General features: G+C 71.3%; 11 protein-coding genes and 1 other RNA gene. 11 read left to right on the top strand and 1 reads right to left on the bottom strand.

All coding sequences use genetic code 11. From position 1 onward, the window contains the following. The 9 genes from VFF97_RS11725 to VFF97_RS11685 form a co-directional block, all read left to right on the top strand. Positions 1-1,295, top strand: a 1,295-nt coding sequence (locus tag VFF97_RS11725) for a DUF5671 domain-containing protein (RefSeq protein ID WP_325033683.1), incomplete at its 5' end; no start/stop codon positions are given. A 44-nt stretch (positions 1,296-1,339) separates the two neighbouring features. Beyond that, positions 1,340-1,436, top strand: an RNA gene (ffs, locus tag VFF97_RS11720) — signal recognition particle sRNA small type. A 28-nt stretch (positions 1,437-1,464) separates the two neighbouring features. Further along, the gene (gene pta / locus VFF97_RS11715) at positions 1,465-3,603 is read left to right on the top strand and encodes a phosphate acetyltransferase (RefSeq protein WP_325033682.1); all 2,139 of its coding nucleotides are present in this window, start codon (positions 1,465-1,467) and stop codon (positions 3,601-3,603) included. Next, the gene (locus VFF97_RS11710; protein WP_325033681.1) at positions 3,600-4,826 is read left to right on the top strand and encodes an acetate kinase; all 1,227 of its coding nucleotides are present in this window, start codon (positions 3,600-3,602) and stop codon (positions 4,824-4,826) included. The genes pta and VFF97_RS11710 overlap by 4 nt, the downstream gene beginning before the upstream one ends. An 80-nt stretch (positions 4,827-4,906) precedes the next feature. Then, positions 4,907-5,632: a beta-phosphoglucomutase family hydrolase gene (locus VFF97_RS11705; protein ID WP_325033680.1), complete on the top strand. Its 726-nt coding sequence runs from the start codon at positions 4,907-4,909 to the stop codon at positions 5,630-5,632. After that, positions 5,629-8,145 (top strand): glycoside hydrolase family 65 protein, encoded by a 2,517-nt coding sequence (locus VFF97_RS11700; RefSeq protein ID WP_325033679.1) that lies wholly within the window; start codon positions 5,629-5,631, stop codon positions 8,143-8,145. The genes VFF97_RS11705 and VFF97_RS11700 overlap by 4 nt, the downstream gene beginning before the upstream one ends. 54 nt (positions 8,146-8,199) lie before the next feature. Further along, positions 8,200-10,197 carry a DNA polymerase III subunit gamma and tau gene (locus VFF97_RS11695; RefSeq protein WP_325033678.1) on the top strand — a complete coding sequence of 666 codons (1,998 nt, stop codon included), beginning with the start codon at positions 8,200-8,202 and terminating at the stop codon, positions 10,195-10,197. A gap of 2 nt (positions 10,198-10,199) precedes the next feature. Beyond that, the gene (recR, locus tag VFF97_RS11690) at positions 10,200-10,793 is read left to right on the top strand and encodes a recombination mediator RecR (RefSeq protein WP_325033677.1); all 594 of its coding nucleotides are present in this window, start codon (positions 10,200-10,202) and stop codon (positions 10,791-10,793) included. Next, positions 10,790-11,716 (top strand): DMT family transporter, encoded by a 927-nt coding sequence (locus tag VFF97_RS11685; RefSeq protein WP_325033676.1) that lies wholly within the window; start codon positions 10,790-10,792, stop codon positions 11,714-11,716. The genes recR and VFF97_RS11685 overlap by 4 nt, the downstream gene beginning before the upstream one ends. A gap of 15 nt (positions 11,717-11,731) precedes the next feature. Here the strand turns inward: VFF97_RS11685 and VFF97_RS11680 are convergent, their stop codons facing one another. Next, positions 11,732-12,220 (bottom strand): hypothetical protein, encoded by a 489-nt coding sequence (locus tag VFF97_RS11680; RefSeq protein WP_325033675.1) that lies wholly within the window; start codon positions 12,218-12,220, stop codon positions 11,732-11,734. 103 nt (positions 12,221-12,323) lie between these two features. On the opposite strand from VFF97_RS11680, the gene VFF97_RS11675 reads away from it, so the two are divergent. Next, positions 12,324-14,393 (top strand): elongation factor G, encoded by a 2,070-nt coding sequence (locus VFF97_RS11675; protein ID WP_325033674.1) that lies wholly within the window; start codon positions 12,324-12,326, stop codon positions 14,391-14,393. Positions 14,394-14,498: 105 nt separating this feature from the next. Next, entirely contained in the window at positions 14,499-15,809 is a 1,311-nt protein-coding gene (locus VFF97_RS11670; RefSeq protein ID WP_325033673.1) for an aspartate kinase, read from the top strand. Positions 15,810-16,062 lie beyond the last annotated feature (253 nt).

Raw genomic sequence — 16,062 nt, 5'->3', positions numbered from 1 at the left:
CGGCGCTCGCGATCACCGTGAACGCCGGCATCGACGGGCGGTGGCAGCCCGCGGATGCGGCGGCCGCGATCGTGTGGGCGGGGATCTGGGTGTGGCACCGCCACATGCGTCGCAGCCCGGTGACCGCACCGACGCGGCTGCCGCTGCTCCCCGTGCAGCTGTCGGCGCTGTACGGGCTCGTGGTCGCGGCATCCGGTGCCGTCAACGCGATCGCCGCGCTCGTGTCGGAAGCCCTCGTGGGCGTCGCACCCGTGCTCGCCGACTCGCGCACGTGGTTCGTGCCGGTGCTCCAGGCGCTCGTGTGGCTCGCGGTAGGCATGGTCGTCTGGTGGTGGCACTGGTTCCGCGAAGGGGCGCGCGACGAGCGCGGCGGCTTCGCGACCGTCGTGCTCGTCGTCATCATCGGCGCCTCCGCCGCGACGGCCCTCCTCGGGCTCGGAACAGTGCTGTTCGTGGTGCTGCGACTGCTGTTCGACACGGATGCCCCCGCCGAGATGCTCTCGCCGCTCGGCCCCGCGATCGGAGCGGCGCTCGTCGGCGCGATCGTCTGGGACTACCACCGTCAGGTCATGTCCGCCCGCTCGGAGCGCGCGCGCCGCGCCGCCCGCCTCGTGGTCTCGGGCGTCGCGCTCATCGGCGCCGCGAGCGGCTTCGGCGTCGTGATCAACGCGCTGCTCGCGACCCTCGGCCCGACGCTCGTCGACTCGAACCCGCGCACGCTCCTGCTCGGAGGGCTCAGCGCCCTCGTCGTCGGTGCGCCCGTGTGGTGGATCGCGTGGGGTCCCCACCGGGCGGTGGGCGAGACGGATGCCGCAGACCCCGCCCGCCGCGTGTACCTCGTCGTCGTGTTCGGCGCGAGCGCGATCGTCGCCCTCGTCGCGCTCCTGGTGATCGGGTACCGCGTGCTCGAGGTGCTCATCGTCGGGGGAGCGGGCGGGCTCATCGAGCACATCCGCGCACCGTTCGGTCTCCTGTGCGCGACGGCCGTCGTGTTCGCCTACCACCTCGTGATCTGGCAGCGCGATCGCCGCGTCGCGCCGACCACGACGGCCCCCGAGCGGCCCGCCCTCGCGAGAGTCGTCCTCGTCGCCGGGGGCGAGGCGGACCCGATCGCGACGCACATCCGCGCCGAGCTCGGGGTGCCCGTCACGGTGTGGCGGACGACCGACGACGGCGGAGCGCTCGGAGACGAGGCGATCCCCGGGCTGGTGGAGTCGCTGCGCGGCGTGTCGGCGCGACGTGCGCTCGTCATCGCCGAGGCCGCGGGCGCGCGGGTCATTCCGCTCGAGGAGTGACCGACCCTCGGCAGCAGGCAGCCCTCCGGAGCAGGTAGACTGTCGGAAGCTCTCCGCGAGGCGGCATCCAGGCCAACTCCCCCAGGACGGAAACGTAGCAAGGGTAACCGGGCTCTGCCGGGTTCGCGGAGAGTCTTACTTTTCCCCGCCGCGCCAATAGGCTCTCGGTGTGGCGCAGAGCATCTACATCACGTCCGCCGAAGGCCACTCCGGAAAGTCCACCGTCGCACTCGGTGTGCTCGACGCGCTGAGCCGCGCGACGCCCAAGGTCGGCGTGTTCCGCTCCATCGCCCGCTCGACGGTCGAGCGCGACTACGTGCTGGAGATGCTCCTCGCGCACGACGGCGTCGACCTCGACTACGACGACTGCATCGGCGCGACCTACGACGAGGTGCGAGCCGATCCGGATGCCGCGCTCGCCACGATCGTCGAGCGGTACAAGTCCGTCGAGGCGCGGTGCGACGCGGTCGTGATCGTGGGTTCGGACTACACGGATGTCGGCAGCCCCGCCGAGCTCGGCTACAACGCGCGCATCGCGGCGAACCTCGGTGTACCCGTACTCCTTGTGCTCGGGGGCCGCACGGTCGACGCCAAGCCCGAGCAGCTCGGTTCGTCGCAGCCCCGCACTCCGGCCGAGATGGGGCAGCTCGCGCACCTCGCGATCGCGGAGCTCGCGCACGGACGCGCCGAGCTCTTCGCGATCGTCGCGAACCGCGCCGATCCGGAGCACAAGACGGAGACGATCGCAGCGATCAGGCAGGCGATCGCGGCGGCGCATCCGCGGCACACCGACGGCGCCGTGCCGGTGTGGGCGATCCCCGAGGACCCGTACCTGGTCGCGCCGTCGATGCGCGGCATCATGCGGTCGCTCGGCGGGGAGCTCGTCTCCGGCGACCCGGAGCTGCTGACGCGTCCGGCCCTCAGCGTCGTCGTCGCCGGCATGTCCATGGTGAACGTGCTGCCGCGGCTGCTGGAGGGCGCCGTCGTGGTGATCGCCGCCGACCGGTCCGAAGTCCTGCTGGCGACGCTGCTCGCGAACTCGTCGGGAACGTTCCCGTCGCTCGCCGGCATCGTGCTCAACGGGCCGTTCGAGATCCCCGACCCCGTTCGGCGGCTCATCGACGGCCTCGGCTCGAAGCTGCCGATCGTCACGAGCCCCTATGGCACGTACGAGACCGCGGTGCGGATCATGGGCACGCGCGGGCGCCTCGCCGCCGACTCGCAGCGGCGCTACGACACCGCGCTCGCCCTCTTCGAGACCAACGTCGACACCGAGGAGCTCACGCGCGCGCTCGGCGTGGCGCACGCGACGGTCGTGACGCCCCTCATGTTCGAGTTCCAGCTCATCGAGCGCGCGCGGTCGCAGCGCAAGCGCATCGTGCTGCCGGAGGGGGACGACGACCGCATCCTGCGCGCCGCGGGCACCGTGCTCAAGCGCGGCATCGCCGATCTCGTGATCCTCGGCGAGCCGGGCGACGTGCGGGCACGCGCGACCGAGCTCGGCGTCGACCTGGGCGAAGCCCGGCTGCTGAGCCCGTTCGACCCGGAGCACGTGCATCGCTTCGCGGAGGAGTACGCGCGCGTGCGCGCCCACAAGGGCGTCACGTACGAGAAGGCGGCGGACACGGTCACGGATGTGTCGTACTTCGGCACGATGATGGTGCACCTCGGACTCGCCGACGGCATGGTCTCGGGCGCAGCCCACACGACCGCGCACACGATCCGCCCCGCGTTCGAGGTCATCAAGACCAAGCCCGGTGTGTCCGTCGTCTCGAGCGTCTTCTTCATGGCGCTCGCCGACCGCGTGCTCGTGTACGGCGACTGCGCCGTGGTGCCCGATCCGACGAGCGAGCAGCTCTGCGACATCGCGATCTCGTCCGCCGGCACCGCACGTCAGTTCGGCATCGAGCCGCGCATCGCCATGCTGTCGTACTCGACGGGGGAGTCGGGTTCGGGCGCCGACGTCGAGAAGGTGCGCGAGGCGACCGCGCTCGTCCGCGAGAGAGCACCCGAGCTGCTCGTCGAGGGGCCGATCCAGTACGACGCCGCCGCCGACGCGGCGGTCGCCGCGACGAAGATGCCCGACTCGCAGGTCGCCGGCCGCGCGACGGTGTTCATCTTCCCCGACCTGAACACGGGCAACAACACGTACAAGGCGGTGCAGCGCTCCGCGGGGGCCGTCGCGATCGGGCCCGTGCTGCAGGGGCTCAACAAGCCGATCAACGACCTGTCGCGCGGCGCGCTCGTGCAGGACATCGTCAACACGATCGCGATCACCGCGATCCAGGCGCAGGGGGAGTCCGCGTGAGTGTCGTCCTGGTCGTCAACAGCGGCTCCTCGTCGTTCAAGTACCAGCTCATCGACATGGACACCGAGCAGGTGCTCGCGACCGGCCTCGTCGAGCGCATCGGGCAGGCCGACGGAACGTCACGCCACACCGTCACCAACCCGAACCGCGAGGGCCCCGCCACCGCGATGCTCGACGCGACATTCACGCGGCAGCTGCCGATCCCCGACCACACCGCAGGTTTCCGAGTGATGCTCGACGCGTTCTCCGAGCACGGGCCGCTGCTGGAGGAGCATCCGCCCATCGCCGTCGGCCACCGCGTCGTGCACGGCGGGGCGCGCTTCTTCGAGCCGACCCTCATCACACCTCTCGTCGAGATCAACATCGAGGACCTCTCCGAGCTCGCACCGCTCCACAATCCGCCGAACCTCGAGGGCATCAAGGCCGCACGGATCACGTTCCCCGACGTGCCGCACGTCGCCGTGTTCGACACCGCGTTCCACCAGACGCTCCCGCCCGCGGCCTACACGTACGCGATCGACGCCGACCTCGCCGCCTCCCACCGCGTGCGGCGCTACGGCTTCCACGGCACGAGCCACAAGTTCGTGAGCGAGGCGGCGGCGGAATTCCTCGGCCGCCCGCTCGCCGACCTCACGCAGATCGTGTTCCACCTCGGCAACGGCGCGTCGGTCACCGCGGTCGACGGCGGACGCTCGGTCGACACGTCGATGGGCATGACGCCGCTCGAAGGTCTCGTGATGGGCACGCGCTCGGGAGACATCGACCCCGCCGTCCTCTTCCACCTCGCCCGGCGTGCACAACTGTCGGTCGACGATCTCGACGACCTGCTCAACAAGCGCAGCGGACTGCTGGGCCTCGCGGGCGTCAGCGACATGCGCGACATCGAGGCGGGCGTCGACAGGGGGGATGCCGCAGCCACCCTCGCCTTCGACGTGTACATCCACCGCCTGCGCGCGTACGCGGGTGCGTACATGGCCGCCCTCGGCGGTGCCGACGTGATCTCCTTCACGGCGGGCGTCGGCGAGAACTCCGCGCGCGTGCGCGCCGCCGCGCTCGCGACCTTCGGGTTCGCGGGGATCGAGATCGACGAGGCTCGGAACACGGAGCGGCGGGGCGGCATCCGCGTGATCTCGACGGATGCGTCGCGCACGACGGTCCTCGTCGTGCCGACGAACGAGGAGCTCGAGATCGCGCGCCAGACGCTCGCGGTCGCACAGTCCTGACTCAGGGTGTGCGCTCAGGTTCGGCGCGACTACGCTTGCAGGGATCCCGCCAGCACCCTGCCCGGAGGCCCGCTTTCGCCGTGACGTCCCTTCCCGACCTCACCACGTACGACGCCGTGCTGTTCGACCTCGACGGCGTCCTCACCCCGACCGCGGAAGTGCACATGCACGCGTGGCGTGCGATGTTCGAGGAGCTCTTCGCCCAGTGGGGCATCGAGCCGCCGTACACCGATGACGACTACTTCGCCTACCTCGACGGCAAGAAGCGCTACGACGGCGTCGCGAGCCTGCTCCACAGCCGCGACATCGAGGTGCCGTGGGGCGACCCGTCCGACCCGCCGAGCGCCGACACCGTGTGCGGCATCGGCAACCGCAAGAACGAGGTGTTCGAGCGCGTCCTCCGCCAGGAGGGCATCGCTCCGTACCCGGGCTCGCTCGCGCTGCTCGACCGACTGAAGGAAGCCGGAGTCCCCGTCGCGGTCGTGTCGAGCTCGAAGAACGCCGGCGAGGTGCTCGATGTCGCCGGCATCCGCGACCGCTTCGCCGTCGTCATGGACGGCGTCATCGCCGAGCGCGACCAGCTCGCCTCCAAGCCCGCTCCCGACGTCTTCATCGAGGCTGCCCGCATGCTCGGCGCCGAGCCCGCGCGCAGCGCGGCCGTCGAGGATGCGCTCAGCGGCGTGAAGTCCGCCGCACAGGGCGGCTTCGGCCTCGTGGTCGGGGTCGACCGCGGCGTCGGAGCCGACGTGCTGCGCGAGGCCGGTGCCCACATCGTCGTCGATGACCTGGAGGAGTTCATCGCATGATCGACCGCGACCGCTTCCCCGTGGATCCGTGGCGGCTCGTCGAGCGCTCGATCGATCTCGAAGACGTCGGCGTGACCGAGACCCTGTTCGCCGTCGCGAACGGCTACCTCGGACTGCGCGGAAACTTCCCCGAGGGGCGCCACGAGTACGAGCACGGCACCTACATCAACGGGTTCCACGAGACCTTCCAGATCCGTCACGCCGAGAACGCGTACGGCTTCGCCGAGATCGGGCAGACGATCATCAACGCGCCCGACGCGAAGGTCATGCGCGTGTACGTCGACGACGAGCCGCTGTCTCTCGACGTCGCCGACGTGCGCGAGTACGAGCGCGTGCTCGACATGCGCGAGGGCGTGCTGCGGCGCCACATCCGGTGGATGACGCCGTCGGGCAAGGACGTCGTCGTCGAGGACGAGCGCTTCGTCTCGTTCGAGGAGAAGCACCTCGCCGTGCTGCGCCTGTCGATCACGGTCCTCAACTCCGACGCGCCCGTCACGATCAGCTGCCAGGTGATCAACCGTCAGGACGGCGAGAACGTCTACGGCGGCACGCCGATCGTGCCGAAGAAGGCGGGGTTCGACCCCCGCAAGGCCGAGCGCATCGAGGAGCGCGTGCTCCAGCCGCAGGAGTACTGGCAGGACGAGAACCGCTCCGCCTTCGGCTACCGCGTGACCCAGTCCGGCATGGCGCTCGGCGTCGCCGCCGACCACGTCGTCGAGACCGAGAACGAGGTCGAGGCGCGCCGGCTCATCGAGCCCGACATCGCGAAGAACGTGTTCCGCGTGCACGCGCGCGCGGGCGTTCCGACGACGGTCACGAAGTTCGTGGCGTACCACACGTCGCGCGGCGTCCCCCCGCGCGAGCTCGTCGACCGCTGCCGTCGCACGCTCGACCGCGCGATGGCGACCGGGTGCGACGCGCTGCTCGCGCACCAGGCCGAGTGGCTCGCCGGGTTCTGGGATCGCTCCGACGTGCGCATCGCGGGTCACGACGACCTGCAGCAGGCGACGCGCTGGTGTCTGTTCCAACTCGCTCAGGCGTCGGCGCGCGCCGACGGGCTCGGCGTGCCCGCGAAGGGAATGACGGGCTCGGGCTACAGCGGCCACTACTTCTGGGACACCGAGATCTACGTCCTGCCGTTCCTCACGTACACGACGCCGCAGTGGGCGCGGAACGCACTGCGGATGCGGTACCTCATGCTCCCCGCCGCCCGCCGCCGCGCGTTCCAGTTGAACGAGGCAGGTGCGCTCTTCCCGTGGCGGACGATCAGCGGTGAAGAGGCATCCGCCTATTACGCCGCCGGCACGGCGCAGTTCCACATCAACGCCGACATCGTCTACGCCCTCGCGAAGTACGTGCGGGCGACGGGCGACCAGGACTTCCTGCACCGCGAGGGCATCGACATCGCGGTCGAGACGGCTCGCCTGTGGACGACGCTCGGGTTCTGGCGCACGAGCGACGACGGCGAGCGCACGTTCCACATCCACGGCGTGACCGGCCCCGACGAGTACACGACCGTCGTGAACGACAACCTGTTCACGAACGTCATGGCGCGGTTCAACCTGCGCTTCGCGGCGCGCGTGGTGCGCGAGCTCGCCGCCGCCGACGGCGAGGCGTTCCGCACGATGGTGACGCGCCTCAACCTCGAAGCGGGCGAGGCGGATGCGTGGGAGCGCGCCGCCGAGGCGATGTACATCCCCTTCAGCCCGGCGCTCGGCATCCACCCGCAGGACCACGTGTTCCTCGAGCGCGAGATCTGGGATCTCGAGAACACGCCGGCCGACAAGCGGCCGCTCCTGCTGCACTACCACCCGCTCGTGATCTACCGGTACCAGGTGCTCAAGCAGGCCGACGTCGTGCTCGCGCTGTTCCTGCAGGGCAACCACTTCTCGCCCGAGGACAAGCTCGCCGACTTCGAGTACTACGACCCGCTGACCACGGGGGACTCGACTCTCTCCGCCGTCGTGCAGTCGATCCTCGCCGCAGAGGTGGGCTACCAGGACCTCGCGCTCGAGTACTTCCGCCAGTCGCTCTTCGTCGACCTCGCCGACCTGCACCACAACGCCGCCGACGGCGTGCACGTCGCGTCGGCCGGCGGCGTGTGGACCGCGCTCGTGTGCGGCTTCGGCGGCATGCGCGACCACTTCGGCGAGCTCACCTTCGACCCGCGCCTGCCCGCGGCGTGGCCCGAGCTCTCGTACGCGCTGGAGTGGCAGGGCACGCGCCTCGACATCACGCTGCGCCGCGACTCGCTCACGGTGCGCGCGTCGGAGGACGGCACGCACGTCGGCTTCAGCGTGCGGGGCACGCCGTACATGATCGGACCGGGCGAAGAGGTCGTCGTGCCGCTCGCCGACCAGGGCCCGATCATCCCGGGCCGCCCGACGCAGCGCCAGTTCGCCGACATCCGTCGCGAGGACGGGACGCTCCTGTCGGCGTCGGTGCCGACGGTCACCTCGACGATCCCGGTGATCGTGCCCGACCCCGACGGGCACGTGCCGATCGACGTCTAGCGCACCGCCCGAGTCGACCGCCGCGATGTCGTCGGCACGCCGTAGGCTGTGGGGGTGACCACCGCCCTCTACCGCCGCTACCGGCCCGAGACGTTCGGCGAGATGATCGGTCAGTCGCAGGTCACCGAACCGCTCATGACCGCGCTGCGCGGCGACCGCGTCGGCCACGCCTACCTCTTCTCCGGCCCGCGCGGGTGCGGCAAGACGACGTCCGCGCGCATCCTCGCGCGCTGCCTCAACTGCGCCGAGGGCCCCACCGACACGCCGTGCGGCACGTGCGAGAGCTGCATCGAGCTGGGGCGCAACGGCGGCGGGTCGCTCGACGTCGTCGAGATCGACGCGGCCTCGCACAACGGCGTCGACGACGCCCGCGACCTGCGCGAGCGCGCGGTGTTCGCGCCCGCGCGCGATCGCTACAAGATCTTCATCCTCGACGAGGCGCACATGGTGACGCCGCAGGGCTTCAACGCGCTGCTCAAGCTCGTCGAAGAGCCGCCCGACCACGTCAAGTTCATCTTCGCGACGACCGAGCCCGAGAAGGTCATCGGCACGATCCGCTCGCGCACGCACCACTATCCGTTCCGCCTCGTACCGCCCGCCGCGATGCTCGCGTACGTCGAAGAGCTGTGCGCGCAGGAGGGCGTCGAGGTCGAGGCGGGTGTGCTCCCGCTCGTCGTGCGGGCCGGCGGCGGCTCGCCGCGAGACACGCTGTCGCTGCTCGACCAGCTGATCGCGGGGTCGGATGCGGCGGACTCCGGAGCCGTGCGCGTGCAGTACGCGCGGGCGGTGTCGCTCCTCGGCTACACGCACGCCGAGCTCCTCGACGAGGTGGTCGACGCGTTCGCGTCGGCGGATGCCGCCGCGGCGTTCGCCGCGGTCGACCGCGTCGTGCAGACGGGGCAGGACCCGCGGCGCTTCGTCGACGACCTGCTCGAGCGTCTGCGCGATCTCATCGTCGTCGCGGCGACGGGCGAGGGCGCGGCGGCCGTGCTGCGCGGCGTCTCGACCGACGACCTCGCCCGGTACCGGCGCCAGGCCGACGCGTTCGGCGCCGCGCGCCTCTCGCGCACGGCCGACATCGTGATCGCTGCCCTCGACGAGATGACGGGTGCGACATCGCCGCGCCTGCAGCTCGAGCTCATGGTGGCGCGCGTGCTGACGTACGCGACGGCGCCCGCCGCCGCTGCTGCGCCCGTCGCTGCGGTGCCGGCGGCCGCTCCCGCTGCTGCCCCGGCTCCCGCACCGGCACCCGCACCGGCACCCGCGCCCGAGCCTGCCGCGGATCCCGCGCCGCCCGCCGGACCCATCACGCTCGAGACGGTGCGCGCGGCGTGGCCCGACGTGCTCGCGCGTCTGAGCGACATCAACCGCACGTCGTGGATGGTCGCGCAGACCGCTCGCGTCGTCGACCTCGCCGACGATGTGCTCACCCTCGCCTTCCCGAGCCCGTCCGACCTCGCGAAGTTCAAGAAGCTCCCGGGTGGGCCGAGCGAAGACCTGCGCACGGCGATCAACGCGGTGCTCGGCTTCCGTGTGCGGTACATCGCGCGGCACGAGCCCGGCGGCCGCGAGCCCGAGTCGGGCGGCGGGGGCCCCGCGGAGGGCACGCGGGGCGAACCCGAGCCCGACCCTGCGAGAGCCCGCGTAGCCACGACGTACGCCGCCGCTCCGGTCACCGAGTGGGCGGTCGCCCCGATCCCCGACACCCCTGCTCCCGGTGCCGAAGGCCCGCCGGCGACGCCGCACCTCGCGGTCGACGACGAGCCCGAAGAGGCGGTCGCCGCCGTGCGCATCGCGACGCTGGCACCCGCTCGCGAGGGCGACGTGCTGCCGGCAGACGAGGTCGAGACCTCGATCGAGACCGAAGACGACGACGGGGAGCCGGTGACCGAGGTCGAGGCGCCGGTGCCGCCGGTCGTCCCTCCTGCGCCGGTGCGGCCGGCCGCGGCATCCGGGGGTCCCCAGCGATACGGCGAGGCAGTCGTGCGCCAGGTGCTCGGAGCGCGCTTCGTGCGTGAGGAGCCCTACGAGCCGCCGACGAGGTTCAGCTAGCCATGTACGACGGCATCGTCCAAGAGCTGATCGACGAGTTCGGCCGCCTTCCGGGCATCGGGCCGAAGTCGGCGCAGCGCATTGCGTTCCACATCCTGCAGACGCCGAACTTCGACGTGTCCCGGCTCGCGCAGCTGCTCGGCGAGGTGCGCGAGAAGGTGCGGTTCTGCGAGGTGTGCGGCAACGTCTCCGAGCAGGAGCGCTGCGCGATCTGCCGCGACCCGCGCCGCGACACGACGGTCATCTGCGTCGTCGAAGACGCGAAGGACGTCGCGGCGATCGAGCGCACGCGCGAGTTCCGCGGCCTGTACCACGTGCTCGGCGGCGCGATCAGTCCGATCGCGGGCGTCGGCCCCGACGACCTGCGCATCACGCAGCTCATGCAGCGGCTCGCCGACGGCACGGTGAAAGAGGTCATCATCGCGACGAACCCCAACCTCGAGGGCGAGGCGACCGCCACGTACCTCAGCCGCCTCCTGCACACGCTCGAGATCTCCGTGACGCGTCTCGCGTCCGGCCTGCCCGTCGGCGGCGACCTCGAGTACGCCGATGAGGTCACCCTCGGCCGCGCGTTCGAGGGCAGACGCTCACTGTGAACGCGGCACAGCGGTTCGACGCCCGCGCATGGCTGCTGTTCGCGGCCATGGCGGTGCTGTGGGGCATCCCGTATCTGTTCATCCGCGTCGCCGTCGACTCGTACTCGCCGGCGGCGGTCGTCGCCGGGCGCACGCTGCTCGGCGCGCTGATCCTCCTGCCGTTCGCGATCCGCCAGAAGGCGCTGCGACCCGCGTGGTCGAAGATCGGGTGGGTGCTCGCGTTCGGGGCGATCGAGATGGCAGGGCCCTTCCTGCTGCTGAGCCACGCCGAGCAGACGATCCCGTCGGGGCTGACCGGGCTCCTCGTCTCGACGGTGCCGCTGTTCGCCGCCGTGATCGCGTTCGCGGGCGGCGACCGCACCGCGCTCGGGCGCGCCCGCTCGATCGGGCTCGTGATCGGCTTCGCGGGTGTCGCGGTGATCGTGGCCGGCCCGGGGCTCGCCGTCGAGGGCGGCGGAGGGCTCATCGCCGTCGGCGAGGTGCTGCTCGTGGCCGTCCTGTACGCGATCGCTCCGTTCATCGTCGCCACGAAGCTCAAGGACGTGCCATCGCTCGGCAGCGTCACCCTCGCGCTCGCCGCGGTCGGCCTCTTCTATCTGCCGATCGCCCTGCTCACGCAGCACGAGGTGCCGACGACGCCGAGCACCGTGTCGCTCGTGCTGCTGGCGGTGCTGTGCACGGCCCTCGCGTTCATCGTCTTCTTCGCGCTCATCGCGCGCGTGGGGCCCGCGCGGGCGCCGCTGTTCACATACGTGAACCCCGTCGTCGCGATCATCCTCGGCGCCATCATCCTCGGCGAGGAGATCACCCTCGGTCTGCTCGTGGGCTTCCCGCTCGTCATCTTCGGGTGCTGGCTGGCGGCGACCGGCGGCCGTCTGCGCGTTCGCGACAAGGTCGACGAGCTGCCGCCGCTCTCGCCCTGAGTCCCCGGCCCTGAGTCAGCGCAGAACCTCGACGAGGGCCACCCACGAGACGCCGATCGCCGACACGATCGCGGTGAGCGTGCCGACGGCCAGCGCGATCATCGCGTCCGGAACCGAGAGGAGCAGCAGCACGCCGCCGATGGCGTAGGCGACCAGGGGCAGGAAGCCCAGCGTGGAGTTCGCGAGCCGCATACGCACCTGGGGCGACCGGTCGCGCGCGATCCTCGACGCGGCATGGATCTGGAACCCGCCCGCCAGCAGCGCCGCCACGAGGACGATCGCTCCGTACCACCGGGGAGCGATACCCGGGATGAGTCCTGCGCCGGTCGTCGTGATCGCCAGCACGAGCGTTGCGATCGCGGCCGCGAGGCGCGCGGTGAGCGTGGACGCCTTGATGATCTCGGCGATGTTCACGCTCGCGGCGACGATCACGAGGCCCGCGAGTGCCGCGGTCGCGCCGACCATCGCGACGTTGAAGTCCTTCCACAGCTCCAGCTGATCCATGCCCGGATGCTAGCGCCGCCTATGCGGATGCCGTCAGCCCTGGCGATCCTGCGAGGCACAAGGCACGATGGACGGAACATCCACATCGGTGTGGGAGGCGTGAATGGACCCGACGCCCGGCAACGGACACCGGACGGTCGCCCTCGTGGGAGGGACCGGCTCAGGCAAGACGATGCTCGCAGAGGCGCTGCTGTTCCAAGCCGGCGCGATACCGCGCAAAGGCTCGATCGAGCAGGGCACGACCGTATGCGACCACGATCCCGAGGAGATCGCCCGCGGCTCGACGCTCGGCATCTCGCTCGCATACCTCTCGTGGCCGTGCTCCGACGGCGTGGAACGCGCCATCACGTTGATCGACACCCCGGGGCATCCGGATTTCATCGGCGCGGTCGACACCGCGCTGGCCGTCGCGGATGCCGCGGTCATCGTCGTGAGCGCGGTCGACGGCCTGAACGCGGGCACGCGCGCCGCATGGAGCGCCACCGAGCACGCGGGGGTGCCGCGCATGGTCGTCGTGACGCAGGAGGACCGCGCGCGGGCCGACTTCCGGCGCGTGCTCGGCGAGCTGCGTGCGGCCTTCGGCGAGAAGCTGTGGCCGCTGGAGATGCCGCTCGGCGAGGAGCAGGACTTCCACGCGGTCGCCGACGTGCTGAGCGAGCACGCCCTCGTGTACGACGAGTCCGGCCACCATCACGAGGAGCCGATCCCCGAGTCGGCGCGCGTCGAGGAGCACGACCTGCACGTGAGCGTCACCGAGGAGATCGTGTCGCACGACGACGAGCAGCTCGAGGCGTACCTCGAGGGCGAAGAGCCCTCGCCCGACGAGCTCGAGCGCACATTCGCGCGCGAGGTGGCGTCCGGCGAGGCCGTGCCCGTGCTGCTGTGCTCGTCCGAGACGGGCACCGGCATCGATCGCGTCGCCGACCTGCTGTGCGCGCTCACGCCCTCGGCGCACGACCACGACACGCGCATCGTCGTCGGCGGCTCGGCGGACGGGGAGGGCGGCACCGAGGTCGCCGTCGCCCCGAGCCCCGAGGGAGAGACCGTCGTCCACGTCTTCCGCACGGTCGCCGACCCGTTCGTCGGGCAGATCGCGATGCTCAAGGTGCTGTCGGGCACGCTGCGCCCGAGCGACAAGCTGCGCAATGCGACGACGGGAACCGAAGAGCGGATGCCGGCGCTGTTCCGGCTGCGCGGGTCGCAGCATGTCCCGGCCGACGCACTTCGCTGTGGAGAGGTGGGTGCCGTCGCGAAGCTCACCGGCTCGCCGTCCGGCTCGATCCTGTGGTCGCGCGCACAGGGAACCGCGCGCCCCGCGCCGCTCCCGCATCGCGAGCCCGTGTACGCCGTGACCCTCACGCCGGTGAGCCAGTCCGACGACGCGAAGCTGTCCGGTGCGCTGGCGCGCCTGCTCGCCGAGGACCCGACCCTCGTGCTCGACCGCACGGGCGGCGAGACGATCCTCCGCGGGCTCGGCGACACGCACCTCGCGGTCGCGGTCGAACGGCTCGCGCGCGTGCTCGGCGTGCACGTCACGACCGGTCCCGCGCCGGTCGCGTATCGCGAGACGATCGCGCGTCCGGCCCAGGCGGAGGGGCGCCTCAAGAAGCAGTCCGGCGGGCACGGGCAGTTCGCCGTGGTGCAGTTGCGCGTCTCGCCCCTGCCCACGGGCTCCGGTTTCGAGTTCGTCGACTCTGTCGTCGGGGGAGCGGTGCCGCGGCAGTACATCCCCGCGGTGGAGAAGGGGGCGCGCGACGCCCTCGCGGCGGGCGGGCCGCAGGGGCATCCGGTCGTCGACGTTCGCGTCGAGCTGTACGACGGCAAGTCGCACTCCGTCGACTCGTCGGAGATGGCGTTCCGCACCGCCGCCGCGATGGGTGTCAAGGCGGCCCTCGCCGAGGCGGGGACGATCGTGCTCGAGCCGGTGTCGATCGTCACGATCACCGTGCCGCCCGACCTGCAGGGTCCCGTGCTCACCGACCTGTCGTCGCGCCGCGCGCGCGTCAACGCGACGGAGTCGACCGAGGACGGCCGGACGCGCATCATCGCGAGCGCCCCCGAGGCGGAGTTGGCGCGATACGTGCTCGAGCTGCGCTCGCTCACGGGTGGCCAGGCGGAGCTCATGATCGCGTCCGACCGCTACGAGAAGGCGCCCGAGCCGCACCGCGTGTGACCTCGGATGCCCCGGCCGTCGCATGACGGCACGGGAATGCGCCGATCGTAAGATGGATCGTCGGGCGCGGCCGGGAGCCCGCCGACGTATCCCCGGGAGAACCACGTGGCGCTTATCGTCCAGAAGTACGGCGGCTCGTCCGTCGCCGACGCCGAGAGCATCAAGCGCGTCGCGAAGCGCATCGTCGACACGCGCCGCGCCGGCAACGACGTCGTCGTCGCGGTGAGCGCGATGGGCGACACGACCGACGAGCTGCTGGAGCTGGCCGCGCAGGTCGCGCCGATCCCGGCGCCCCGCGAGCTCGACATGCTCCTGTCGAGCGGCGAGCGCATCTCGATGGCCCTGCTCGCCATGGCGATCCACTCGATGGGCTTCGAGGCGCGCTCGTTCACGGGCAGCCAGGCGGGCATGATCACCACCGCTGACCACGGCGCGGCGCGCATCGTCGACGTCACGCCGGTGCGCCTGCGCGAGGCGCTCGACGAGGGCGCCATCGTCATCGTCGCCGGCTTCCAGGGCTTCAACCGGGACACGCGAGACATCACGACGCTCGGCCGCGGCGGGTCCGACACGACCGCCGTCGCCCTCGCGGCGGCGCTCGACGCCGACGTGTGCGAGATCTACAGCGATGTCGACGGCATCTTCACCGCCGACCCGCGCGTCGTGCCGAGGGCCCGCAAACTCGACGTCGTCTCCGCAGAGGAGATGCTCGAGCTCGCCGCGAACGGTGCGAAGGTGCTCTACATCCGCGCCGTCGAGTACGCACGCCGCCACGGCGTGATGATCCACGCGCGCTCGACGTTCAGCTCGAGCGTCGGGACGTATGTGCTCGGCCCGGGCATGACGGTGCCCGACGGCCAGAAGAACGCCGACACGGACGCCCACAAGGGAGAACACATGGAAGAGCCGATCGTCGCAGGCGTCGCGACCGACCTCAGCCAGGCGAAGATCACGATCATCGGCGTGCCCGACGTGCCGGGCAAGGCGGCCGAGATCTTCAAGCTCGTCGCGCGCTCGGGTGCGAACGTCGACATGATCGTGCAGAACGTCTCGGCGGCGGCGACCGGTCGCACCGACATCTCGTTCACGCTTCCCAAGGCGGATGCGCCGGCGGCGCTGCGCGCGCTCGCGGCCGACAAAGACGCGATCGGCTTCGAGAGCCTCGTGCACGACGACCAGATCGGCAAGCTGTCCGTCGTGGGCGCCGGCATGCGCACGCACTCGGGTGTGTCGGCGACGCTGTTCGAGGCGCTGTCGGTCGCGGGCATCAACATCGAGATGATCTCGACGTCCGAGATCCGCATCTCGGTCGTGGTGCGTGGCGACGACCTCGCCGAGGCCGCTCGCGTCGTGCACACCGCGTACGGGCTCGACGGCGACACCGAGGCCGTCGTCTACGCCGGCACCGGGCGCTGACACGAGTGCCGCGATGACTGCCAACTCCCTGCGGATCTTCGCCACCCTCGCACACGGGGCGTAGCGCGGACGGAACGCCCTCGGAGCGGAGCGGTAGAATCGGGCAACCCCCGCGCGACCGACGACGCCCGCGCGTCCGCTCCACGCTGAGGAACTCCCCATGACCCGCATCTCAGACACCGGACTCTCCGTCGCCGTCGTGGGCGCCACCGGCCAGGTCGGCGGTGCGATGCTCGACATCCTCGAGGAGCGC

The sequence above is a fragment of the Microbacterium sp. genome, assembly GCF_035687345.1.
GTDB lineage: Bacteria > Actinomycetota > Actinomycetes > Actinomycetales > Microbacteriaceae > Microbacterium.
This window is presented reverse-complemented; position numbering and strand designations above follow the sequence as displayed.

What these genes read in the sequence shown, in the direction of transcription:
- VFF97_RS11675 (WP_325033674.1), top strand. Translation starts at nt 12,324, where the DNA reads ATGGACCCGACGCCCGGCAACGGACACCGGACGGTCGCCCTCGTGGGA.
- VFF97_RS11700 (WP_325033679.1), top strand. Translation starts at nt 5,629, where the DNA reads ATGATCGACCGCGACCGCTTCCCCGTGGATCCGTGGCGGCTCGTCGAG.
- recR (WP_325033677.1), top strand. Translation starts at nt 10,200, where the DNA reads ATGTACGACGGCATCGTCCAAGAGCTGATCGACGAGTTCGGCCGCCTT.
- VFF97_RS11680 (WP_325033675.1), bottom strand. Translation starts at nt 12,220, where the DNA reads ATGGATCAGCTGGAGCTGTGGAAGGACTTCAACGTCGCGATGGTCGGC.